The 23,201-nt window shown below is 66.4% G+C and carries 25 protein-coding genes and 1 pseudogene; 11 read left to right on the top strand and 15 right to left on the bottom strand.

Translation table 11 applies throughout. The features are described from left to right. Nucleotides 1-10: 10 nt before the first annotated feature. From AX730_RS09405 to trxC, 6 genes are all read right to left on the bottom strand, one after another. A complete protein-coding gene (locus tag AX730_RS09405) occupies nucleotides 11-793 on the bottom strand; it encodes an SAM-dependent methyltransferase (protein WP_062355268.1) in 783 nt (260 codons plus the stop codon). Between the two features lie 119 nt (nucleotides 794-912). Next, entirely contained in the window at nucleotides 913-1,149 is a 237-nt protein-coding gene (locus tag AX730_RS18860) for a hypothetical protein (RefSeq protein WP_157074183.1), read from the bottom strand. Between the two features lie 13 nt (nucleotides 1,150-1,162). Next, nucleotides 1,163-1,714 carry a GNAT family N-acetyltransferase gene (locus AX730_RS18460; RefSeq protein ID WP_083537825.1) on the bottom strand — a complete coding sequence of 184 codons (552 nt, stop codon included), beginning with the start codon at nucleotides 1,712-1,714 and terminating at the stop codon, nucleotides 1,163-1,165. A gap of 184 nt (nucleotides 1,715-1,898) precedes the next feature. Then, nucleotides 1,899-2,114 (bottom strand): hypothetical protein, encoded by a 216-nt coding sequence (locus AX730_RS09400; protein WP_062355265.1) that lies wholly within the window; start codon nucleotides 2,112-2,114, stop codon nucleotides 1,899-1,901. Nucleotides 2,115-2,225: 111 nt separating this feature from the next. Beyond that, nucleotides 2,226-2,780: a GNAT family N-acetyltransferase gene (locus AX730_RS09395; RefSeq protein ID WP_062355262.1), complete on the bottom strand. Its 555-nt coding sequence runs from the start codon at nucleotides 2,778-2,780 to the stop codon at nucleotides 2,226-2,228. A gap of 109 nt (nucleotides 2,781-2,889) precedes the next feature. After that, a complete protein-coding gene (gene trxC / locus AX730_RS09390) occupies nucleotides 2,890-3,324 on the bottom strand; it encodes a thioredoxin TrxC (RefSeq protein WP_062355259.1) in 435 nt (144 codons plus the stop codon). An 87-nt stretch (nucleotides 3,325-3,411) separates the two neighbouring features. Here trxC and AX730_RS09385 point away from each other — a divergent pair, with 87 nt between their 5' ends. Continuing rightward, nucleotides 3,412-4,497, top strand: a complete 1,086-nt coding sequence (locus tag AX730_RS09385) for a tetratricopeptide repeat protein (RefSeq protein ID WP_062355256.1) — start codon at nucleotides 3,412-3,414, stop codon at nucleotides 4,495-4,497. 6 nt (nucleotides 4,498-4,503) lie between these two features. Here AX730_RS09385 and thpR read toward each other — a convergent pair whose 3' ends face one another. Both thpR and AX730_RS09375 read right to left on the bottom strand, forming a co-directional pair. After that, nucleotides 4,504-5,094: an RNA 2',3'-cyclic phosphodiesterase gene (gene thpR, locus AX730_RS09380; protein ID WP_062355254.1), complete on the bottom strand. Its 591-nt coding sequence runs from the start codon at nucleotides 5,092-5,094 to the stop codon at nucleotides 4,504-4,506. Between the two features lie 118 nt (nucleotides 5,095-5,212). Next, nucleotides 5,213-7,336, bottom strand: coding sequence for a M13 family metallopeptidase (locus tag AX730_RS09375; protein ID WP_062355251.1), 2,124 nt, complete (start codon nucleotides 7,334-7,336; stop codon nucleotides 5,213-5,215). Between the two features lie 201 nt (nucleotides 7,337-7,537). On the opposite strand from AX730_RS09375, the gene AX730_RS09370 reads away from it, so the two are divergent. After that, nucleotides 7,538-9,613 (top strand): putative bifunctional diguanylate cyclase/phosphodiesterase, encoded by a 2,076-nt coding sequence (locus AX730_RS09370; protein ID WP_062355407.1) that lies wholly within the window; start codon nucleotides 7,538-7,540, stop codon nucleotides 9,611-9,613. A 10-nt stretch (nucleotides 9,614-9,623) separates the two neighbouring features. On the opposite strand, the gene AX730_RS09365 is transcribed toward AX730_RS09370, so the two are convergent. After that, a complete protein-coding gene (locus tag AX730_RS09365; protein ID WP_269746990.1) occupies nucleotides 9,624-10,214 on the bottom strand; it encodes a DUF6151 family protein in 591 nt (196 codons plus the stop codon). Between the two features lie 121 nt (nucleotides 10,215-10,335). Further along, the gene (locus tag AX730_RS09360) at nucleotides 10,336-11,253 is read right to left on the bottom strand and encodes an HDOD domain-containing protein (protein ID WP_157074179.1); all 918 of its coding nucleotides are present in this window, start codon (nucleotides 11,251-11,253) and stop codon (nucleotides 10,336-10,338) included. 260 nt (nucleotides 11,254-11,513) lie between these two features. Between AX730_RS09360 and AX730_RS09355 the strand changes: the two genes are divergently transcribed. Then, complete coding sequence (locus tag AX730_RS09355) at nucleotides 11,514-11,969, top strand: PA2169 family four-helix-bundle protein (protein ID WP_062355245.1); 456 nt, start codon at nucleotides 11,514-11,516, stop codon at nucleotides 11,967-11,969. Between the two features lie 71 nt (nucleotides 11,970-12,040). Here AX730_RS09355 and AX730_RS09350 read toward each other — a convergent pair whose 3' ends face one another. Both AX730_RS09350 and AX730_RS09345 read right to left on the bottom strand, forming a co-directional pair. Further along, nucleotides 12,041-12,307: a DksA/TraR family C4-type zinc finger protein gene (locus AX730_RS09350; RefSeq protein WP_062355243.1), complete on the bottom strand. Its 267-nt coding sequence runs from the start codon at nucleotides 12,305-12,307 to the stop codon at nucleotides 12,041-12,043. 97 nt (nucleotides 12,308-12,404) lie between these two features. Next, nucleotides 12,405-13,331, bottom strand: coding sequence for a M14 family metallopeptidase (locus AX730_RS09345; RefSeq protein ID WP_062355240.1), 927 nt, complete (start codon nucleotides 13,329-13,331; stop codon nucleotides 12,405-12,407). A 125-nt stretch (nucleotides 13,332-13,456) separates the two neighbouring features. On the opposite strand from AX730_RS09345, the gene AX730_RS09340 reads away from it, so the two are divergent. The 5 genes from AX730_RS09340 (at nucleotide 13,457) to AX730_RS09325 (ending at nucleotide 17,683) form a co-directional block, all read left to right on the top strand. After that, nucleotides 13,457-14,299, top strand: coding sequence for a class I SAM-dependent methyltransferase (locus AX730_RS09340; RefSeq protein ID WP_062355401.1), 843 nt, complete (start codon nucleotides 13,457-13,459; stop codon nucleotides 14,297-14,299). 137 nt (nucleotides 14,300-14,436) lie between these two features. After that, a complete protein-coding gene (locus tag AX730_RS09335; protein WP_062355236.1) occupies nucleotides 14,437-16,263 on the top strand; it encodes an extracellular catalytic domain type 1 short-chain-length polyhydroxyalkanoate depolymerase in 1,827 nt (608 codons plus the stop codon). Nucleotides 16,264-16,720: 457 nt separating this feature from the next. Then, nucleotides 16,721-16,888 carry a hypothetical protein gene (locus AX730_RS19130; protein ID WP_198147115.1) on the top strand — a complete coding sequence of 56 codons (168 nt, stop codon included), beginning with the start codon at nucleotides 16,721-16,723 and terminating at the stop codon, nucleotides 16,886-16,888. Beyond that, nucleotides 16,885-17,355, top strand: a complete 471-nt coding sequence (locus AX730_RS09330) for a YaiI/YqxD family protein (protein WP_062355233.1) — start codon at nucleotides 16,885-16,887, stop codon at nucleotides 17,353-17,355. The genes AX730_RS19130 and AX730_RS09330 overlap by 4 nt, the downstream gene beginning before the upstream one ends. 7 nt (nucleotides 17,356-17,362) lie before the next feature. After that, on the top strand, nucleotides 17,363-17,683 hold the full coding sequence (locus AX730_RS09325; protein ID WP_062355231.1) for a DUF6122 family protein: 321 nt from the start codon (nucleotides 17,363-17,365) through the stop codon (nucleotides 17,681-17,683). A gap of 7 nt (nucleotides 17,684-17,690) precedes the next feature. On the opposite strand, the gene AX730_RS09320 is transcribed toward AX730_RS09325, so the two are convergent. Continuing rightward, on the bottom strand, nucleotides 17,691-18,209 hold the full coding sequence (locus AX730_RS09320; protein ID WP_157074178.1) for a hypothetical protein: 519 nt from the start codon (nucleotides 18,207-18,209) through the stop codon (nucleotides 17,691-17,693). A 334-nt stretch (nucleotides 18,210-18,543) separates the two neighbouring features. On the opposite strand from AX730_RS09320, the gene AX730_RS09315 reads away from it, so the two are divergent. Then, nucleotides 18,544-18,852, top strand: a complete 309-nt coding sequence (locus AX730_RS09315) for a YkgJ family cysteine cluster protein (RefSeq protein ID WP_062355224.1) — start codon at nucleotides 18,544-18,546, stop codon at nucleotides 18,850-18,852. Nucleotides 18,853-18,873: 21 nt separating this feature from the next. Here the strand turns inward: AX730_RS09315 and AX730_RS09310 are convergent, their stop codons facing one another. Then, complete coding sequence (locus tag AX730_RS09310) at nucleotides 18,874-19,683, bottom strand: GNAT family N-acetyltransferase (RefSeq protein WP_062355221.1); 810 nt, start codon at nucleotides 19,681-19,683, stop codon at nucleotides 18,874-18,876. A 147-nt stretch (nucleotides 19,684-19,830) separates the two neighbouring features. Then, the gene (locus AX730_RS09305) at nucleotides 19,831-20,880 is read right to left on the bottom strand and encodes a S66 peptidase family protein (protein WP_062355218.1); all 1,050 of its coding nucleotides are present in this window, start codon (nucleotides 20,878-20,880) and stop codon (nucleotides 19,831-19,833) included. Between the two features lie 140 nt (nucleotides 20,881-21,020). Here AX730_RS09305 and AX730_RS09300 point away from each other — a divergent pair, with 140 nt between their 5' ends. After that, nucleotides 21,021-22,547 (top strand): esterase/lipase family protein, encoded by a 1,527-nt coding sequence (locus tag AX730_RS09300; protein ID WP_062355215.1) that lies wholly within the window; start codon nucleotides 21,021-21,023, stop codon nucleotides 22,545-22,547. Nucleotides 22,548-22,724: 177 nt separating this feature from the next. Continuing rightward, nucleotides 22,725-23,197: pseudogene (locus AX730_RS09295) on the top strand (VOC family protein). Nucleotides 23,198-23,201: the final 4 nt, after the last annotated feature.

Raw genomic sequence — 23,201 nt, 5'->3', positions numbered from 1 at the left:
CGTCAGACGACTAAACTTCAGTCGGCAAGCTCGCCAGTCGTTGGAGCACCAATTCATTCCGCTCAAGCGGGCGCGCCGGCGGAATTACTAGCGTAGTACTCAGCCGCAACTCTGCGGACGGCAGATCGGCCAAGGGCAATCGATCCATTCGCGGCTCGGATATGGCAAGCGTCGCTGCTTCGTACGCGATCACTTCATGCGAAGTCGGATAGCCTTCTTCCGCCAGCAGATCCACAAGCACCTCACGGAATGCCGCTCCCGTCGAGAATCTCGCCAGCGTCCTGTCACCTGCTACACCGATCTGCCAAAGGATAAGGTATGCGGAAAGATCGATCTTCCGCTTGTAGAACATGAACTGGCTGGCCTCGTAGTGCTGGCATCCGAACGTGCCAGGATCGATGCCAAGATCGGCGTAAAGGCAATCTTCGGCCGACACTCCAGCCTCCATGACGGCCTCGTATCCCTCTTGCCTTGCCAGGTCAATCGCCCTATGCGGAACGAGCGCGAAGACACCCGGATGACCGTAGAACGCGCCGCATACCCGTCGACCGGCTCGCACCTCATCCATCATCGCAGCAACCATCTGACGGTAGGTCTCGGTCCTGGGCTTCCCCTCTTCATAGAATGGCTGAAGGCTGCGGACATCCTTGTTCATTCCCTGGACCCACAGCTCCACCAGTGGATCCGAGACAGCGACAAACACCACATCCGCCTTCTCAATATGACTGCGTGCACGCGGACCGATATGGGCACCCAACATCATGCCGGTGCCAACGCAAACCAAACTCCCCATTTGTCCCTCACGAAAAATTAAATGTCGGACTACTGTGTAGCCAGCTTCGCGCTATCAGCCACCAAACACCATAAAGCGCCCGAGGCCCGCCTAACACAAGCCTCGAGCGCACCAATCAATCAGTCACGATCTTCAGAGTCAAGATCATCTTCCTCAGGAATCGCGATCATGCAAATCATCTGATCACGACCGCAGAGACTGAGAGCAAGTCCACTCGCATCTTTCGTTTGCAACGACCGTCGATGAGAAGCATCGACATCCAAGCTAGCTACCATCGCCTGATACTCGCGCTCGGAGAAAGAACCGAACAGCGCACTTGCCCCAGCTTTCTCCAGAAATTCAATCGCGCTCGACATTAAACAGCTCCTTTTATTGACGGGAATTAGCACTTCTCTTCGTAACGCTCCATCGCTCCCACTCATCCCGACGCAGAACCCAACGTTCCAGTCCATCATCAGGGTGACTCTCCGCAGTTCGCAAGAATCCGATCTTTGGCATCAGCCCCGCTGCGAGGCCATTCTGGCTACTGAATCTGATCACCATCTCATCAATCTCACTAAAAGAAAACGCTTCCGCAATACCTAATGGGAATACAGCTCCCGAGATACCCAGGCCCTGCCAGCGAGGCAGAATCATGCCACCGATCTCAGCGGAAGCGCCTTTAACGGAAATGCTCAGAAGACCTGCAGCATCACCTGATGGACCGACTTCGACAACCCAAGTGCGAGCCTTCAAGTTTTGCATCAAATTGGAGGCGCACGCACGCGAGAAAGCCTTCTCCGCTCGCTCATCACCGACGGGCTCGCCAACGAACCGCATCATCGATTTATCGGTAAAGGCAAACAAATATAGAGCCCTGTCGCGGCCATCGAGGAGGCGCAAACGGATTTCTTTGGCTTCCGGCCGCATTCTTGAAGACATATTTCACTCGCGCTTGCGAAATGAATTCCCCTCTGAAGGCTACCACGTTCTTCTCGGCACAGACTTCAACTGCGCCTGCACTCACACAATGCCGAAACAGCCATTGGAAAGATGCTAACCGGCTCCTAAGTCGATCCATCCTCTCGGATGGATCGACAACGGAAGTCCAACTATAAATAAACCTTTAACCCTCTTCGTCTGGCACCAAAATCATGCAGTTCATGGCCTCTCGCCCACCAAGCTCGCTACTCAGGGCCCGAGCATCGCGCGCGAGCAGCGCACTGAGGTGCTTGTCAGGCAAATCATAAGCACGAATCATCTGCTCATAACCCACCGCATCAAGCGCGGAAGAGGATGCATCCCCACCAAGGCGCTCCAGGACATCTACGACTTCCAGCATAGAAAACTCCTTTTTAAAGAATGGAATTACCTTACTTCACTACGCCTTGATGCAGAAAGCAGCATCGATCTCGAATATGCCAACCTTCCACATCAAACGTCACGATGTTGGTTAAAGCACGTCAAAGCCAGATCGGCCATCAAGCGCGGAAGAATCCTGCCGCCTCATCACCCAACCAACATATTTGTCGGAACCAGGAACGTCCGGCATCAATTCAAAGCTAAGTCTCTTCATCACTCCGGCACCGGCCAAGTTGTCGGCGAGGTGGCGTGCGAAGACACGTTGCGCATCATGCGCACCGAATGCATGCCTTGTCAGCTCGGCCAGGACTTCTTGAGCGACCTTAAGGCTCTGCCACGCTTCCAGGACCATGATGCCTAGCTCTACGTCGGCGCCGTGCGCGGTCATGGCCGCGACTCCTATCGACTGATTCGGCGGTTCCACCCTTGAGCTGATCACCCACGCGTGCTGCTTTAGATCGGGCAACTCCGCGTACTTCAGCAGCCTGTCAAAGGCGGCTCTAGCAATGCTCTCTTCAACTGCGCCGCCAGCATTTCGCATTATTCCAGCGTCCGTATGGATGGCCACATACAGCGCCTCGTCTTCTGGCTCGATTCTCCGAAGCAGAAATCTTTCAGTCTCGATCAGATCCTTGATCTTTGGCATCGGGCGAACGAACCTCGGCTTGGTGGGTAATGAGTAACACATCACCCGCCCGCAGAACATGGCAGCCGTATCCAATCCCAAACATCGGAGTCGGTTGGAGCCTTGCGAACTACCGCCCCCTCGCCCACCGCACGATCCCCTCCGCCTGCATCGCCCCGCTCTGCCGGGCAATCTCGCGGCCGCCCTGCAGCAGCACCATCGTCGGGATGCTGCGGATACCGAAGCGGTTGCCGAGGCTGGGGCTGGCGTCGGTGTCCACCTTGGCCAAGCGCAGCTGCGGCTCCAATAGGCCCGCCGCGCGCTCGAAATGCGGCGCCATCTGCAGGCACGGGCCGCACCACGGCGCCCAGAAATCGACCAGCAGCGGCAACGTGCTGCGCAACGCGTGCCGATCGAAGTCCGCCTCGCCCAACGCCAACGGCGCGCCGGTGAACAGCGACGCGCGGCAACGCCCGCACTGCGGCGCCTCCGCCAACCGCTCCACCGGCACGCGATTCATCGCGGCGCAGTGGGGACAGGCGATCAGGTGGGCGGAAGCGTCCATGCGCACATCCTAACCCCGCCCTGTGTCCATGCTGCATCGCCACAGCGCATAGACTGCCGCCATCGTCTCCGTCGGGAGGGCCGCCCCATGATCGCCACCCTGATGGCCGCTACCCTGGCCGTGGCCGGACTGGTGCCCGCGCCCGTCGCGCCCCCGGTTCCCGCCGCCCAGCCGCCCACGCCGATCGAAGTCATGGCGCTGCCCGAACCGCTGCGGCAGCAGTTCCATGCCAAGGTACTGTCGACCCCGCGTGGATCCGAGCAGCGCCTGCGGCGGATGGTCGAGTTTCTGTTCTCGCCCGACGATCTGGGCATGAGCTACGACATCGACGCCAACCACACGGTGTCCGAGGCCTACGCCACCCGCAAGGCGAATTGCCTCAGCTTCACCCTGCTGGCCATCGCACTCGCGCGCGAGGCCGGCCTGCAGGCGTACGGCCAGCAGATCGACGAGACCCTCGCCTGGCGCCAGGAACAGGACACGCTGTACCGCACGAACCACGTCAATGCCGGCGTGCGCATCCAGGATCGTCTGCTGACGGTGGACGTGGCTTGGGACGAGGTGATCGCGCGCAAGCCGCCACGCAGGATCAGCGACAAGCGCCTGCTGGTGCACTACTACAACAACCGCGCCGCCGACCTGCTGGAAGCCGGCCGGCTTGAGGATGCACTGCGGTATGCGGAAGTGGCAAAGGCGATGGACCCTGGCTACGCCGTCACCTGGAGCAACACCGGCGTCCTGCACTTGCGCCATGGCGATCCGGTGCAGGCCGAGCAGCATTACCTGCATGCGCTGCAGCTCGATCCGCAGCACCCCGGCGCCCTGTCCAACCTGGCGGCGCATTACCAGCGCACCGGCAACACCGCCGCGGCGGCCGCGCTGCAGGTCCGCCTGCAGCGGGTGCAGAAGAAGGACCCGTTCCACCACTTCCTGCTAGGCGTCAGGCACGAGCGGGAAGGCGATCTCGAACAGGCGGTCCGTGACTATCGCCAGGCGATCAGGCTGTTTCCGGACGAGCACCGCTTCCACTTCGGCCTGGCGCGCGTCTACTTCCAGCTGGGCGACCGGGGCCGTGCCGGCGCGGCGCTCGCGCGCGCCGAACAACTCAGTGAAGGCGGCAACCGGCAGCTCTACCACGCAAAGCTGGATGCGCTGCGACGACTCCAGCACTGAACCGCGTCAGCCCAGTGGCCATTCGCCGAGCAGGTCGTAATCGGCTTCGCCCTCGATGCTCTGCAACAGGTGCACGCCCTGCGGATGCAGCACCACCGGCGGCACGTCCACCGGCGCGGTGCGCGGCGGCACGTAGGCCAGGGTCAGGTGCGGGACGAAGCTGCGCCCGACGTGCTGCTTGAACCCGGCGCGCAGCAGGCGCTGCTGCAGGTTGCGCCAGAAGGCGACGACGGCGGGCGATGGCGCCAGCGCCGCCAGCGTCAATGCCGGATTCTTCGGATTGCCCAGGCACAGCAGGTGATCGAGGGTGATGCCGACCGGCTCCGGCTGCCAGCCCTGCATCGCATCGCACGCCGTGCGCACCATGTCCTCGCGCGGCCCATCGCTTTCGCCGAGGAAATGCAGGGTCAGGTGGTAGCGCTCCGGGCTCACCCAGCGCGCCTGCGGGAAGGCGGCCTTGAGGTCTTCGGCGCGGTGCCGCAGGCCCTCGCGTTCGCCCGCCGAGGGCACCAGCGCGAAGAACAGCCGATGCAGCCGGCCCGGTTGCGGGCCGCCGAACAGGTCGCCTTGCGGAGTGGGAACGGAGCGGGATGACATGGCGCGCGCGCGTGGAACAACCCCCGCATCATCGACGCGACGCCATCGCCATGCAACCCTGCGGCCGTCGCCGCATCCTGCAGGCGCGCACGCACGCCTGCAGGTACAGGTCAGCGGATCACCAGATCCGCACGCGGTCCTGCGGCGCGATGTACAGCGGATCGCCCTGCTTGATGCCGAACGCGTCGTACCACGCGTCCATGTTGCGCAACGGGGCGAACGCGCGGATGTGGCCCGGCGAATGGGTGCCGTTGACGAGCTGCTGGCGCAGCGCGTCGTCGCGCCACAGCGTGCGCCAGACCTGGCCCCAGCCCATGAAGAAGCGCTGGTCGCCGGTGAAGCCGTCGATCACCGGCGCGGGCTTGCCGGCCAGCGAACGGTGGTAGGCCTCCAGCGCGATCGTCAGGCCGCCGAGGTCGCCGATGTTCTCGCCCATCGCCACGCGCCCGTTGATATGCATGCCTGGCAACGGTGCGAACGTGTAGGCCTCGTACTGCGCACCGAGCTTGGCGGCCTGCACTTCGAACTTGGCCGCGTCGTCGGCCGTCCACCAGTCGCGCAGCACGCCCTCGCCGTCGGACTTGCGGCCCTGGTCGTCGAAGCCATGGATGATCTCGTGGCCGATCACGCCGCCGATGCCGCCGTAGTTCACCGCGGGGTCGGCATCGGGATCGAAGAACGGCGGCTGCAGGATGGCAGCCGGGAACACGATCTCGTTCTTCACCGAGTTGTAGTACGCGTTCACCGTCTGCGGGGTCATGCCCCACTCGGCCTTGTCGACCGGCTTGCCGATGCGGGCGCGGCGGTAGTTCCACTCGAACTGCGCGGCGCGCTGCGCGTTGCCGAACAGGTCGCCGTTCTTGACCACCAGCGTGCTGTAGTCGCGGTACGTGTCGGGGTGGCCGATCTTCAGGCCGAACCCGGCCAGCTTGGCGTGCGCCTCGGCCTTGGTGGCCGGACTCATCCAGGCGAGCGTGTCGAGTCGCGCCCCCATGGCGTCCTTCACGTTGGCGACCAGCGCGTCCATCTTCGCCTTCGCATCGGGCGGGAAGTACAGCGTCACGTAGTCACGGCCGATCGCTTCGCCCATCGCCGATTCGGCGAACGCCACGCCGCGCTTCCAGCGCTCGCGCTGCTGCGGCTGGCCGGACAGGAACTTGTCGCGGAACTCGTACTGCGCCACCGAAAAGTCCTTCGACAGCAGCGGCGCGGCATTGTCGGTGGCGTGGAAGGCCTGCCACGCCTGCAGCGTGGCGACGTCGGTCTCGGCGAAGATCGCGGCGATCTTCGGCATGGCGCTGTCCTGGCGGATCACCGCACGGCCCGCGCCATCGACGCCGGCCGCCTTGAAGAACGATGCCCACGGGAAGCCGGGCGAGGTGGTGGCGAACGCCGTCATCGCCAGCGGGTTGTAGGTCTTGTCGCGGTTGCGGCTCTCCGCGCGCGTCCAGTGCGCGTCGGCGATGCGGGTTTCCAGCGCGAGGATCGCCTTGGCGTTCTCCTGCGGCCTGGCCCAGCCGGCGAGTTGCAGTATCTGCGCGATGTAGGCCTCGTAGCGCTCGCGCTGCGGCTTGAAGTTGTCGCGCAGGTACATCTCGCGATCACCCAGGCCCAGGCCGCCCTGGCTCAGGTACAGCGTGTAGCGGTCGGGATCCTTCTGGTCGTCGCTGACGCCGAGGTTGAAGAAACTGTCGTAGAAGCCACCGCGCTGGCCCATCAGCGTGGCCACGGCATCCCGGTCCTTCGCGGCGAGGATGCCCGCGAGCACCGGCTGCAGCGGCTTGGCGCCGAGCGCATCGATGGCCTGCTCATCCATGAAGCCCCGGTACAACGCCGCGATCTTGGGGGCATCGCCGCCGGTGGCGGGGTCGCCCAGCGCATACCCTTCGACCACGCCACGCACGCGCAGCTCGGACAGGTCGCGCAGCAACGCGAAGTTGCCGTAGCTCGACCGCTCGGCCGGGATCTGCGTGGTGTCGGCCCACGTGCCGCTGACGTAACGGAAGAAATCGGAGCCCGGCTTGGCCTGGCGGTCCATGCTGGCCGTGTCGATACCCCAGGTGCCGAAGCGCTTGGCGGCGATCGTCGAGCCTGAGGCAGTGGCGCCGTCCGTACCGGATTCGGCGAACAGCGACTGCAGCGTGCAGCCGTCATCCAGGCAGCCGTGGTCTTCGTGGGCCGCCAACGGGGCGGCGGCGGCGAGGGCCAGCAGAGTGGCGGCGGACAGCAGGGTCTTCTTCAACAGGGTTCTCCGACAGCGGGACAGGCGCGCATCGCGCGCGGGCGTGCTGGAAGGATATCGGCGGGGTCCCGCCGCCGACTGTGCCAAAGGTGCTGGAACGACCGATCTGCTGCGTGCGCCGGGCCCCGGCCATTCAAGAAGCGGGATGCGGTGCCGATAGTAATGACCGATACGCTCATGCCCTGGGCAACGAACCATCCCATGACCGGCACGTACAACGAGATCCTCGTTCTCTTCTCCCTGCTGGTCGCCATCCTCGCGTCGTACACCGCCCTCGACATGGCCGGCCGCGTCGCCACCACGCAGGGCACGGCGGCGCGCTGGTGGCTCGCCGGCGGCGCGTTCGCGATGGGGCTGGGCATCTGGTCGATGCACTTCGTCGGCATGCTGGCGTTCCACCTGCCGATCCCGCTGGGCTACGACATCGGCCTCACCCTGTGCTCGATGCTGGCCGCGTTCGGCTCGTCGGCGTTCGCCCTGTGGCTGGTCTCGCAGGCGCAGCTGCCGTCGCAGCGCCTGCTGCTGGGTGCCGTACTGATGGGCATCGGCATCGCGCTGATGCACTACATCGGCATGGCCGCGCTGCAGATGCAGCCCGGCATCGACTACCACCCGGGCTGGTTCACGCTCTCCATCGTCATCGCGGTCGCCGCCTCCGGCGCCGCGCTGTGGATCGCCTTCCATTTGCGCCGCGGCGGCCGCCGCAAGCACCTGCTGCGCGTGCTGGCCGCGGTGGTGATGGGCTTCGCGATCGTCGGCATGCACTACACCGGGATGGCGGCGGCCGAATTCCCTGCCGACAGCTGGTGCGGCGCCGCGCGCGATGGTGGCGTGCCCACGCAGTGGCTGGCGATCCTGGTCGTCGTGGCGACCGTGGCCATCATGGGCATCGCGCTGCTCGTCTCGGTGCTGGACCGGCAGATGCATGCGCGCACGCACCACCTAGCGAACTCGCTGGCGCGCGCCAACGAAGAACTGGTGCAGGCGGCGCTTCACGATCCGCTCACGCGCCTGCCCAACCGCATCCTGCTGCAGGACCGCATCGAACAGGCGATCGAGAAGGCCAGGCGCAAGCATGAACAGTTCGCGGTCATGTTCCTCGACCTGGACGGCTTCAAGGGCATCAACGACGCCTATGGCCACCAGGCCGGCGATGCGCTGCTGGTGGACGTCGCCGCGCGCGTGCGCGGCCTGCTGCGCAGCCAGGACACCCTCGCCCGCCTGGGTGGCGACGAATTCGTGCTGATCATCGCCACCACCGAACCCGAAGGCGCCGCCATGGTGGCGCAGCGTATCGTCGATACCGTATCCGCAACCGCGCTGCCGGTGCAGGGCGTCGACCTGCACGTCACCGGCAGCATCGGCATCGCCCTGTATCCGTCCGATGGCGACAGCGAGCGCGAGCTGATGGCGCATGCGGACGCCGCGATGTACCACACCAAGGACAACGGCCGGAATGGCTATACGTTCTTCGCGCCATCGATGAACATCAGCGCCCACCAGCAGGTCAAGCTGCTGAACGAGCTGCGCCGCGCCGTCGAGCGAGGCGAACTGGTCCTCCACTACCAGCCGAAGTTCGCCGCCCCGGACTACCGGATGGTGGGCGCCGAGGCCCTGTTGCGCTGGCAGCATCCCGAACTCGGCCTGCTGCCGCCGGGGGCATTCATTCCGGCCGCAGAGCGCAGCGGGGTGATCCTTTCGCTGGGCGACTGGGTGCTCGACGAAGCGTGCCGCCAGATGCGCGCCTGGCGCGAGGCAGGCCATGACATCGCCAATGTCGCGATCAACCTGTCACCGCTGCAGTTCTCGTCCCCGTCGCTGATCGAGACCGTGGCCAGCACGCTTGAGCGGCATGGCCTGCCGCCGTCCTGCCTGACGCTGGAGATCACTGAAACCACCGCGATGCGCGATGCGGATGCGAGCCTGGACATCCTCGACGAGCTGACCCGGATGGGCGTGAGGATCTCCATCGACGACTTCGGCACCGGGTATTCCAGCCTGCTGTACCTGAAGCGGTTGCCGGCGTCCGAGCTGAAGATCGACCGCGCCTTCGTCCACGACCTGGAATCCAACCACGAAGACGTCGCGATCGTCGCCTCCATCATCGCCCTGGGAAAAACGCTCAACCTGAATGTGGTCGCGGAGGGCGTGGAAACGCCCGGGCAGCGGCATCATCTGCGCCGCCTCGGCTGCGACCTCTACCAGGGCTACCTGATGGGCGAGCCCGTGGAAGCCGACCAGCTGTTCGCCGCACACGCGGATCGCCGGCTCGCCTGAAGGGAGCCAATCAGGCAGGCTCGAGCCGCGCGGATTGCCGCTGTTGCCGGCTCAGCGGATACGCCGTGCGATGCGGCTGTCCACCGTCGTCGAAGAACAGGGACGGTGCCTGCCTGCGCAGTTTCGCCATCGCGATGCCGCACGCGATGCGCAAGCCTCCGGCCATCAAGGCCAGCGGTGTGCCGCGTACATCACCGCTGGCGGACTCGGCATTGAGCACGATCCTCCCGGGCGGACCGAAGACCGCATCCACATCGGCGGCATCGTGAAGACATGCCGCCACGATGCCGACGTAGGCGACGGCCCCATCGTGCGGCGTGTTGGCCAATGGTGTGCGGCAACACGCCGCATACCAACGCAGCAGGCCGCCCTCGCGCAGGCACAGCCCGGCGATGTGCTCCTCGCCCGCAGTAAAGGTCACGGCATCGGGGTTCATTGCGACGATGTCGGTGCCGCCACGGCCATCCATGACATCACCGCGACCCAGATGGCGTGCGTACGCCTGGCAATCACGGCAATAGCAGGTTGCACGCACATAGGCGCGACGCGGATTCACCCTGCCGTGGATGCTCCCGCACTGGCAACGCAATTCGAGTGTCATCGGCATGCCTCGCTCTTCGTCATCGCAGTGAGGAGAGGGATACCGCAGCGGATATAAGGACGGCGTCAAACACACGTCGATTGCCTGACTGGCAGACAAACCGCCATCGCGTTCGCGCGCGTCAGGCGGCGTCGGCGACGTCCGCGGACTCCATTGCAACACTTGCTGCTGGCGCGGCCAGTGCCAAACAACGGCCGAGCGCGCTCATCGCGGCAACCTCATCGACCACCTGGTCGTCCAACGCCTGCATCAGGCGATCCGACAGCGCCCATTCACGCGCCACGGCACGACCCAAGCGCGGCGACCAGCGACGCAGCAATCGCGCGATGGCGTCGGCATCGGGCAGGCCCGCATCCGCCTGCGCGCAGGTGTCGCGCAGCACCTGCACGACCACGATGGCACCCAATCCCTGCAACAGGGAGAGCAACTGCGCCGCGAAGACGTCCTCGCGACCTGCGGGTCGCGCAGCCTGAGAGGCGAGCAGCGCAGTGCGCTGGGTGTGATCCCAGATCAGATCCGGCAGACGGCCGAAGACGCCCCCGTCAAGGCGCATCACCGGCTGCATCAACGCCACCGAGACCAGGTGGCGCAAGCCATCGACCCCCACCATCGCCACGGCACGGTCCAGGCTGTCCACCGGGGCGGCCTGGCTGCGGTACAAGGCGCTGTTGGCCAGCTTCAACAGGTTCGCGGCCAGCGCGGGATCGCGCGCGATGATGCCGGCGATGTCGCGGCTCGAGGCCTCGTCGTCATTCAGCGTGCTCAACAACTGCGGCAGCAGCTGCGGACGGCGAGGCAGCCGCTGCGGATCATCCGCAAAGCGTACGAGCGCGCGCTTCGTCGCCGCGACCAGCGCGGCGCTTTGCTCGGCCGACAGTCGCGTCGTGGCGTCCACGCCGGCCATCCGCAACAGCGGTCCGCTCCAGTCGCGCGAAACGGCTGTGCCGGCCATGCGGACCACCGGGCCGACATCGATCGCCGCGACGGGCACGCGCACTGCCGGCTCACGGGCAGGCCCGCGCTTCCACCAACCGGTCATTTTCGCAAGCAGCGGCACGCACACCCGCCTTCATCCGCATGTTCGACCTCATGCTAGCGGCCGCGGCGGTGGAATCTTTAGCCTTCATCGCATGCGCGACGACACGGCACTCACCATCGCATCACGCGGGCATTACACGCGTTTCTCGCTGCCACCATCTTGGTGAACGCTTCATCTTGAAGGTCACGCGGTGTTGATCGCGGATGCGAGACGGTGGCCGCACGAGAGGTGCCTCACCTCGCCCACGCCCAGGAACCGACATGAACACGCAGAAGAAGATCCAGCACAGCCTCAACGACCTGATCGAGATCGCGCGCGACGGCCACGGCTTCTACACCGAAGCCGCCGGCAAGGTGAAGGACGCGGAACTCGCATCGCTGTTCACGCGCATCGCCGGCGTCAAGCAGGACATCGTGGCCCGCCTGAGCGCGGCCGTCGCCGCTACCGGTGGCACGCCCGCCGAGCACGGCACGATGGTCGGCAGCATGCAGCAGTTCTACGGCAAGGTCCGCGCCGCCCTGGGCGACACCACGTACGGCTACGTCGCGGAGCTCGAGGAATCCGAAGACCGCCTGCTGAAGGCCTTCAACGAAACCATCAGCGACGACGACACCCCGGCCGCCGCCCGTGCCGAGGCCCAGGCGCTGCTGCCGAGCGTGCGCGAGTGCCACAACGTGATGCGCGATCGCAAGCAGGTACTCAAGCGCGCGAGCTGAGAATCCACATCATGCGGTGCACGGAAAGCCCGCCAGACGCGGGGCTTTTCTCGCTTGCTGTGCTGCGCCGGTCAGCGCAGCTGGCTGTCCTTGCTGCCGCGCCGGTTGTACAGGCCGGCGCCCTGTTCTTCCTGGTCGGCGGCTTCTTGGCAGGTCACGCACAGGCGCACGCCCGGCACGGCCTGCTGGCGGGCGACGGGAATGGGTTTTTCGCATTCTTCGCAGTGGGTCAGGCTGGGACCTGTGGGCAACGCGCGGCGTGCACGCGCGATGCCGTCCTTGACGGTCGCATCGATCTGGTCCTGCACGGCGCCATCGCCGGCCCATCCGGTTGCCATGGTCGTCTCCTCTCGGGGATCACGGTCGCCGGCCCAGCTTACGCCGCAGCCGCCCACCGGTGTTCACGAACAGGGATAGGGCCTGCCGCGACCTGCTTCAAGCGTGCGTCAGCGCGTAGTCGATCGCCGCCACCACCGCCGCCACCTGCGCATCGTTGCACTGCTGTGGCGTGGCCTTGGGGCTGTCCGGATAGACTTCGGTGATGGTGGTATAGCGCGCCTCGGTGATGCCGGTGCACAGGCCCAGCGACTTCACCGGGTACTCGATCACGCCTTCGGCGACGACCGGCGAGCCGATGATCTCGCCCTGCGCATCGGCCGGCGCGATATGCGTGACCGCGGCGACGGCGGCGATCACCGCCCGCTGGAAATCCGGCTGCCGGCGCTCGCTGTCGTCCACCAGGTAGAAGCCGTCCGGAATCTCACCCGGCTCGTACGGCTTGCCATCGCGCGCCGCCAGCGCCGGGCGGAACTCGCTCTCGTCGCTGTCGGTAGTCTCGTGCAGGTCGATGTGCATCAGCGCGCGGTCCTTCAGCGGCACGACCAGCGCGATCAACGCCGCGGATTCCTGCGCCGGGCTGTCGGCGCGGAACGAGCGGTTCGGGTCCAGCGCATCGGCGTTCCAGCGGTGGATGCGCTCGTACCCCCACGGGCTGACGCACGGCACCACCAGCAGGTTGGCCTTGCCCGCGTAGTCGCCGGCGCGCTGTTCGAGGAACTGCAACGCGCCATGCACGCCGCTGGTTTCGTAGCCATGCACGCCGCCGGTCACCAGCATCGTCGGCAGCGCACCGTTCCAGTCGCGACTGCGTACGGCATACAGGGGATAGGTCTCGCCGGGGCCGTAGTCGAGCTGGCCATACTGTTCGACGTCGAACCGCTCGCGCAGGGCATCGACCGTGGCCTGCACGTCGTCCACGTAACGGCGCTGCACGCGCTGCTGCGCCCGCCACTGTGCCTTCTCCGACGCGCCCCAGGGCTGGCCGGGAATACCGATGGGATGGAAGCGCTCTGGCGTATTCATGGCAATGGCGGCGTGCGGATCAAGGGGTCCGCACTATACCAGCGGGGCCCGTGGTGCCTGCCGCACTGTCTTCCACGCGCCATCGCGGCGAAAATGTGCGCCTGCTTCCTGCGCAAGACGGTCCGATGCCCCGCTACACCGCCCCTTTGCTGACACGCGACTCCGCCCATGCCCTGCTCGCTGCCCGTGACCGTGGCGAAGGCGAGTGGACCGGTTCGCTCGACCTCGGCCGTTCGCAGGGCACGGCATCGCTGCATGCGGATCGTTGGGAATGGGACCACGTGGCGTACCCGTATCCCGGAAAACTCAAGGAGCGCACGCTGTACTGGTGGGACGGCGAGGACTTCGAACCGGTCTCGCGCTATGCCGGATCGCTGATCAAGCTGGTGCCGACCGAATGGGGCGTGCCGACGTTCGAGATCGATGGCATCAAGATGCTGCCGACGTCGAAGGAATCCCCGCTCGACGACGCGAAGCGGAAGGTCGCGCTGGTCGAACCGCGCGGGAAGACCGTGCTGGATACCTGCGGCGGGCTGGGCTATTTCGCCGCGTGCTGTCTCGACGCTGGCGCCGCGCGCATCCTCTCGTTCGAGAAGAACGCCGACGTGCTGTGGCTGCGCACGCTGAATCCGTGGTCGCCCGATCCGGACAGCGCCGAAGCCGGCGGTCGCCTGCAACTCACCCACGCCGACGTCTCGCAGGCCATTGCGCAGGTGGCGGACGCGTCCATCGACGCGCTGCTGCACGATCCACCGCGCTTCGGCATCGCCGGCGAACTGTATTCGCAGACCTTCTACGACCAGCTCGCACGCGTGCTGCGCCGTGGCGGCACGCTGTTCCACTACACCGGCAGCCCCAACAAGCTGACCAGCGGCCGTGACGTGCCCGGCGAGGTCACCAAACGCCTGGAGAAAGCAGGCTTCAAGGCACAGCGGGCACTCGATGGTGTGACCGGCATGCGCCGCTGAGCGCCGGTAAGCCCCCCTGCCACCAACAACCTGCGTCACCGTCGGCGAATGCTGCATCGCAGCTTTCCCCTTTGGCCAATGCCCCGCCGGCATGCGCTGTGGCCCACTGCCGCCACTTCACACCGGAGGTGCCGTCGATGTCGATCACTGCCCTGCTGTCGTGTCCTGCCCTGCGTCACCGTCTCCGCCGCATCGGCGCCCTGCTCGTCCTGTCCTGCCTGTTCGCCAGCGGCCACGTGCTGGCGCTGACCGAAGTCACCGGCTTCGGCGGCAATCCCGGCAACCTGAAGATGTACAAGGTCGTGCCTGCGGGCTTGCCGGCGAACGCGCCGTTGGTGGTCGCACTGCACGGCTGTGCGCAGTCCGCCGCCAACTACGACGCCGAGACCGGCTGGGAATTGCTGGCCAACCGCTTCGGCTTCGCGCTGCTGCTGCCGGAGCAGCAGACCGCCAACAACAGCAGTCGCTGCTTCACCTGGTTCGAGACCGCCGACACCACGCGCGGACAGGGCGAGCCACTGTCGATCAAGCAGATGGTCGACCGCATGGTCGCGGACCACGGCATCGATCCCGCCCGCGTCTACGTCACCGGCCTGTCCGCGGGCGGTGCGATGACCTCGGTGATGCTGGCGACCTATCCGGACGTGTTCGCCGGTGGCGCCATCGTGGCCGGCATTCCCTACCGCTGCGCGACCACGCAGACCGCCGCTTTCAGCTGCATGAATCCCGGCAGCGACCTCACGCCGGCCCAATGGGGTGCGAAGGTCCGCGCGGCCAGCAACTGGACCGGTCCATGGCCCATCGTCTCGATCTGGCACGGCGACGCCGACTACACCGTGCGCCCCGCCAATTTCACCGAGAGCCTGGAACAGTGGGCCGATGTGCACGGCATCGACACGGTCGCCGACGTCAGCGACACCGTCAGCGGATATCCGCACAAGGTCTACAAGAACGCCAGCGGCGTCGCGAAGCTGGAAACCTACGTCGTCACCGGCATGGGCCACGGCACGCCGGTCGATCCCGGTACCGGCGAAACCCAGTGCGGCACCGCCGGCGCCTACATCCTCGACGTCAATATCTGCTCCAGTTACTACATCGCCCGCTTCTTCGGCCTGGACAACCTGGACGGCGTGGCGCCGACCGCGACGCTGACCTCGCCGGCGAACGGTGCCACCGTCAGCGGCACGCTCACGCTGTCGGCCACGGCCAGCGATGATGTCGGCGTGGCGCGCGTGGACTTCCTGCTCGACGGCGCGCTGCTCGGCAGCGATGCCAGTGCGCCGTACACGCTGGCCTGGAACAGCAGCGGCACCGGCAATGGCGCGCATGTGCTGTCGGCGCGTGCTGTCGACCTGGCCGGCAACACCGGCACGTCGGCACCGGTCAATGTCACCGTGACGGGCGGCAGCAGCGGCGGCTCGCCGGTCACCGTGGTGTTCAACAACGAAGACACCAACGATGGCTACATCAAGGCCACCGCCGCCGGCGGCAGCGCCGCAGTCGGCACGCTGGAGGCGTACTACGGCCTGGCGATCGGACGTGGCACCGACGGCAACTACAACCGCGCGGTGCTGTCGTTCGACACCGCGTCGCTGCCGGACAACGCAGTGGTGACGTCGGCGGTGCTGACCGTCGCCTACCGCAGCGCCAGCGGCGATCCGTGGAACAGTCCGGCAGGCAATACGATGGTCGTCGATGTGCGCAACGGCTGTTTCGGTGCCTGCACCGTCGAGGCAGCGGACTGGTCGGCGGCCACCACGTCATCCGGCAGTGCGCAGGTGCCCGCCTTCACCGGCGGCAACCAGACCAGCACCGTGTTCGACACGGCCGGCCGCACCGCGATCAACCGCAGCGGACGCACCCAGCTGCGCTTGCGATTCAGCGCCAACCAGACGGCGACGAACTACCTGTGGATCGACCGTGGTGCGACCGCCAGGCTCTCGGTGACCTACACGCTGCCGTGACGGAGGTCAGCCTGCCGCCGGCCGCATCACGGCGGCGGCAGGATCTTCCAGAAGTGGCCCGCGATTCACCTGCTTGGAAGCCTGCAGCGCCATGTCTTCGGACGAGGCATACGGAGCGATCTGCCCAGACGCCGTCGGCGGCCCCCGGTTGGCGGCCAGAACACGCCCACGTTGACCAGGTCCGCCTCGGGCGGCGGCGTCACCCGTAGAAGACGCCATGGGCGCCCTTCCCCGCAGGCACCCGACGCCCGCGATGCCGCAACGTCCACGAGCGCCCGCCGCACCGCGCCCAACGGCCCGTGATGCCGACGCCACGCGGGCCACACGCCGTCCGGACACGACCCGTAAAACCTGACGCCGGCCACGTGCCGCAGGACACCCGCGCGGAAGCCGGCTATCGTGTACGCCTTGGCGCCCGTGTCTTCCGGTGCCCGCCCCTCTTCACAGGACCCCCAGCATGGCCAAACCCAATTATTCGTTCGAGAAGCGCCAGCGCGAGCTGGCCAAGAAAAAGAAGAAGGACGAGAAGGACGCCAAGAAGCGTGCCGAACGCGACGCCGGCCGTTCCGATGACGCTCCCGATGTACCGGAATCCGAGTCTGAGTCCGACACCGCGCCGGAATGAGTGAGCCCGGGGTCCCCGCCGCCCAGGTCTGGGTGGATGCCGACGCCTGCCCGGGACCGGTGAAGGACATCCTGTTCCGCGCCGCCGAACGCGCACCGGTGGCCGTCACGCTGGTGGCGAACCAGTGGCTGCGCACCCCGCCCTCGCGGTTCATCCGGGCGCTCCAGGTACAGGGCGGCTACGACGTCGCCGACGACGCCATCGTCGAACGCGCCCAGGCCGGTGACCTCGTGGTCACCCAGGACATCCCGCTGGCCGCGCGCGTGCTCGCCAACGGCGCGCAGGCCGTCAATCCGCGCGGCGACCGCTTCACCACGGACAACATCGCCGAGCGGCTGTCGATGCGGAATTTCATGGACGAGCTGCGCGGGGCCGGCGTGCAGACCGGCGGCCCGGCCGCGTTCAATGCACGCGACCGCCAGGCCTTCGCCAACCAGCTCGACCGCTGGCTGGCCGCGCGCCGCTGAGAACGCCATGCCCGAGTTCGAGCTGCGCGCCCCGCTCCACCTGCTGCTGCACGTCATCGTGCCCGTCGCAGCGGCGCGGCTGTGCTGGCCGAAGGACTGGAAACGCGCCGCGCTGTGGATGCTGGCCGCCTGGGTGATCGACCTCGACCACCTGCTCGCCGATCCGATCTACGCGCCCGGCCGCTGCAGCATCGGCTTCCATCCGCTGCATACCTGGCCCGCCATCGCCGTCTACGCCGGCCTCACGCTGCCGAAGAAAACCCGCTGGTTCGGCATCGGCCTGCTGATCCACATCACGCTGGACGGGATCGACTGCCTGCTGATGTAACGCTCGTCTACCGTGTGCGAAGCGCCGGCATGCCCAGGTGCTCCCGCAATACATGCAGCGCGGCTTCCGCCGCTTCGCGCGAAGCGAAATCGTCGGTTTCGAACACGGACACATGATCGGGCAAGACCCAACGCGATCGGGTCACCGCCATTCCTGCCCGAGGACGTACCGTGACGCGCCAGCGGTCCGGCATGTCGAACTCAGTGAGATGCAGCACCTGGATGGAGGCGACATTGGCGGCGTCCAGCCGAATCTCGCCCTCACGCCCCCACACCCTGCGATGGATCACCAGCGCCTTCGGTGGGTACTGCCACCGCTCGCGCGACTCGGCCGCGAGGGACGCCACGATCAGCAGCAGCGCCGCACCGATGCCACCCAAGGCGATCAATATCCCCACCAGCGAAAGCGGATCCAGTTGCCACGATCCCTGCCACAACGCACGCAACGACCAGGCCAGCAGGGCAATACCCGCCGCCATCAGGACGACGCGGTGCGTTCTGGGCGTGATGCGGTCGATCTGGGGCAACGCAGCATTCGGCATCACAGTCGTCCTTGATTCGGGGGTGCATCCTCCAGTTCGCGCTGGACATCGCCTACAGGGCACCTCGATCGATGGCGCACAACCTGACCCATCCGTTCAGTTCCGCGGGCCCGCTTCAGGCGGGTACCGGAGCGAACGCCTAGAATGGCGCCGCTGTTTCTCCTGCGTCCCGTCCGACCGTTGTTGTCGCCCGCTGCGCTGTCCTCCACGCGTCATGCCTGCAAGGGCTGACGTCTTTCCGGGAGCGCCCCATGCCGGGTCATCGGTTCCACGCTGCATGCCATCCCCTCCTTCCGCTGCGTCGCCCTGGGCGTGATGCATGAGCGCCGTGGCCGTCCCTCTGTGCGAACGCTGCGATGCCGTGTGCTGCCGCCTGACCGTGGTGTTGCAGCCGGAGGACGGCATTCCCGCCCACCTGACCACGCATACCGACGCCGGCCTGCACGTCATGGCCCGTGACGAGGAAGGCTGGTGCGTGGCGATCGACGCCGCGCGCATGTGCTGCTCGATCTATGAAACGCGCCCGGAGATCTGCCGCCGCTTCGTCATGTCCGGCGCCTACTGCCGCGACGTGCGCGCCGACTATCTCGACCGCACCTCACGTGGCATCCCACTGACACTGTATTGAGCAGCCAGGCCGGGGAAGCCGTCAGCTGCCCGGCATGCGAATGAACAACGGCACCGCGCCTACATCCTGGAAGCCGAGCCGGCGATAGACCGGATGCCCCGCGTCGGACGACTGCAGTACGCCGACGCGGTAACCCAGCGTCCGTGCGCGACGCAGCGGCTCGGCGGTGACATGCGCGCCCAGCCCCTGCCCGCGCGCGTCCTGCAACGTGGTCACGCAGTAGAGGCCTGCGAGTCCGTCGTCGAGGAACATCATCGAGGTCGCGACGAGACGGCCGTCGCGACGGATGGCGAAGAACTGGATCGCTGCATCGTCCGCCGGATCGGCGCCGAGCGCCTCCGGCGACAGCATCCGCGACAACCCGCGCGGGAGGTCATAGCCGGTGGCGAGGACATCGGTCCATTCGCCGAACGCCGCCGGGGTGGCGATACGCTCGAACGTGTCGCCGTGCGGCAGCGAGGTCGTCGCCACGTCGTGGATGTCCACCGCCATCGCCGGCATCGCGCCGTGCGGCTGGAAACCACGCGCGGCCAGCACGCCGGCGAGGTGCTCGCTGGCGCCATGCAGGCAGATGGCGGCGGAAGGCTGCGGGATCGAGAGCAACGGCGTGACGGCCGCGATGGCGGCTTCGTCGTGGTCGTCCCACGCGAGGATGGCCACGTTGCCCAGCGGGTGTGGCTCGCCGGAGATCAGGCGGAACCAGTCCGCATCGGCCACGCCTCCCTGCGACGGCATGATGAGTCGCCACAGGTGGTCGAGGTGCCCTGCGGTACGCGCGCCGATCGTGTCGGCACAGGCTGCGATCGATTCGACGGGGGGCGATGACGGCATGACGGGATGTCCTTCATGCGAAGCGAGCCATCACCCCGCGACGGCACGCCGATGGCGTGCCACGTCGCGATGTCGGCTGCCTCGAGGACCCCTGCGCGTCGATAGTCACACCCACCGGCCCCGGGCACAAGCCGGGGCCGACGCTCATCAGGCGGCGAACACCGGCTCCAGCATCCGGAACGTGCCGGCATCCGCATCCATCTCGACCTTGCCACCGACCGGCACGATGAACTGCTGGCGGATGTGGCCGATCATCGCGCCGCGATACGCGGGGATCTTCAGCGGTCTGAAGTAGTCGTCGAAGATCTCCGGCAGCGTCAGCGAGCCGTAACCGCCGCCGGGATCGCACTCGGTGCATTCGCCGAAGATCACGCCCTTGACCTTGTCCAGCGCGCCCATCAGCCGCAGCGTGCTGAGCATGCGGTCGATGCGGTAGGGCGCCTCGGATACGTCTTCGAGGAACAGGATCTTGCCGCTGAAGTCCGGCAGGTACGGCGAGCCGGCGAGCGCCGTGAGCACGGTCAGGTTGCCGCCCACCAGTTCGCCCTGCGCCTTGCCACCGGTGATGGTGACGGTGCGGTTCTTGCGCTGCACCAGCTCGTCGCCCCTGTCGGTGCTGTTCGCGTATTGCATCTGTTCGCGCTGGAAGAACACGCGGCGGAACTGGTCGGCGTTGAACGTGTTCCAGCTGCCAATGCCGATCGGGCCGTGGAAGCTGACCAGTCCGGCCTGCGAGAGCAGCGCGTTGTGCAGCGCGGTGATGTCGGAGTAGCCCAGCAGGATCTTCGGGTTGCGACGGATCGCCGCGTAGTCGAGCAGTGGCAGCAGCCGCGCCGCGCCGGAACCGCCGCGTGCGCAGATGATGGCCTTGACCTCGCGATCGGCGAACATGGCGTTGAGATCCCCTGCCCGCTCGGCATCACGGCCGGCAAGATGCCCGTAGCGCGACGCGAGGTGCGGGGCGACCTTGACCTTCAGGCCCAGCGCTTCCATCGCTTCCTGCGCGAGCTGCAGGTCGAACGGCTCGTCGGTGGCACCCGACGGACTCACCAGCGCGACCGTGTCGCCGGGATTCAGCGCAGCCGGCAGCAGGTGCTTGCGCGGCGTGGCCGCCGATGCGGTGGAAGCAACCGCGAACGGCACGGTGGACGCAGCGGCCATCAGTGCCGCACTACCAAGGAAATGTCGCCTGTTCATGCCACCTCGATTGGACATCGCACGGATCGGGCCTTCATCCTAACCGCTGCGACCCGGCGGGCGCATGCACGTGTCCTTCGAACGCCGGCATTGTCGTGAACCTCTGGTAGTCATCCGAAGACGCAAAGGGAGGGAAGCCCATGGCCAGGATCCAGCGACCGTTCTATCCGATCATCTACGTCCGCGGTTATGCGATGACGAAGGATGAAGTCGTCCAGACCACGTCGACGCCGTACATGGGCTTCGAGGCCGGGTCGACCAAGATCCGCCAGGCGCAGGACGGGCGCATCGTGAAGTTCGTGTTCGAATCGCCGCTGGTGCGGCTGATGAAGGACTACGACTACCGCGACACGTATGCAGCCGGCGCGGAGAACAGCGGCAGGCTGTCGCCGCGCAGCATCGTCATCCATCGCTATTACGACGACGCCGACCCCGCTTTCGGCAGCGGCAAGACCCCCTCCATTCCCGACGCCGCGACATCGCTGGGCCAGCTCATCGTCGCGCTGCGCGACCGCATCTGCGGCAACAACGACGCCGACCGCAAGGCGTTCCGCGTCTACCTGGTGGCGCATTCGATGGGCGGGCTGATCTGCCGCTGCCTGCTGCAGAATCCGGAGGTCGCGAGCGCGGACGTCCGCGGCATGGTCGACAAGGTGTTCACCTACGCCACGCCGCACAACGGCATCGAGGTGGGCGGCATCAACGTGCCCAGCCTGCTGTCGATCAACGACCTGGACAACTTCAACCGCGGCGTGATGGCGAAGTACCTCAAGGTGCCCAAGGAAAAGGTCAACACGCTGGGAGACTCGGGCTTCCCACCGGCACGCTTCTTCAGTCTGATCGGCACCAACAGCCGCGACTATGCGGTAGCGAACGGCCTGTCGGCGATGGCCGCCGGGCAATTGAGCGATGGCCTGGTGCGGATCGAGAACGCGTACGTGGCCGACAGCCCGCGCGCGTTCGTCAACCGCAGCCACAGCGGCTTCTTCGGCATCGTCAATTCCGAAGAGGGCTACCAGAACCTCTCGCGCTTCCTGTTCGGCGACCTCAGCGCCAGCGCGCGGCTGGACATCACGGCGTTGCCATTCCCTCCGGAGATCGAACAGGCGCGCAAGCGCGGCAAGAAGATCGCCTCGTCGTACTACATCGAAACCACGGTGGCGCCACGCGGCGCCTACACCTACGACCTCACCTCGCGGACCAAGGCGCACGAGAGCGCGGTGCGGCGCGAGTACGCGGAGCTGTTCGACCAGGACGGCAACCTGATCCGCAACGCCCGCGCGCCCACGCTGTTCTCGGTCTACCTGGACAGTTCGAAGATCACCGCCGGCAGCGAAGTGTCGTTCTCGATCGACCTGGCGGTGTCGACCGCCGGCTACGAAGTGGACGGCGCGCTGTTCCTCAAGCAGCACATCCCCGGCGAGTTCCTGTTCCGCGACACCCTGGTGCTGTTCGCCAAGCGCAACGACGACGGCACGTGGGCATTGCGCTACGTCTGGGCCGACGAGCACTGGGCGACCGGCCCCAAGAACGCGGCGGAAGTCGCGCGGATGGGCAAGAAGGCCGTCGGCGTGGCGCAGGCCTCGCCCACGCTGTTCGCCGTCCCGGTGGCATCGAACAAGGGATTCCAGGCGCAATTGACGATCGCCCTGTCGCCCTGGGCGTAAGCCGTCGCCCGGGTGAAGGCGTTCATGCGGCTTGTCGATTTCCGCATGACCCGCTCGTCGCCGTGGATTCATATGATCCATGCAACACACGGATAGCTGCACAGGCAGCGGGAGTGTTGCGGATGAAGCGATGGATGGCCTGTTCGCACCGCCGTTCGCACCCTCCTGGAGACCATCATGACCCCGAAGAACACGATCTGCCTCTGGTACAACCACGACGCCGAAGAAGCGGCGAACTTCTACGCCATGACCTTTCCCGACAGCGCGGTGAGCGCCGCGCGCCCGGCGACTATCCGTCCGGCAAGGAAGGCGACGTGCTGACGGTGGAGTTCACCGTCTATGGCATTCCGTGCATCGGTTTGAACGGCGGCGATGCGTTCAAGCACAGCGAAGCGTTCTCGTTCCAGATCGCCACCGATGACCAAGCGGAAACCGACCGCCTGTGGAACGCCATCGTCGGCAACGGCGGTCGCGAGAGCGCCTGCGGCTGGTGCAAGGACAAGTGGGGCCTGAACTGGCAGATCACCCCGCGCGTGCTGACCGACGCCATGGCGAACCCGGACCGCGACGTCGCCAAGCGCGCGTTCGCCGCCTTGATGACGATGCAGAAGATCGACGTCGCGAAGATCGAAGCCGCCGTGCGCGGCTGACGCG

The organism is Pseudoxanthomonas mexicana, assembly GCF_001556105.1.
Taxonomy (GTDB): domain Bacteria; phylum Pseudomonadota; class Gammaproteobacteria; order Xanthomonadales; family Xanthomonadaceae; genus Pseudoxanthomonas_A; species Pseudoxanthomonas_A mexicana_A.
This window is presented reverse-complemented; position numbering and strand designations above follow the sequence as displayed.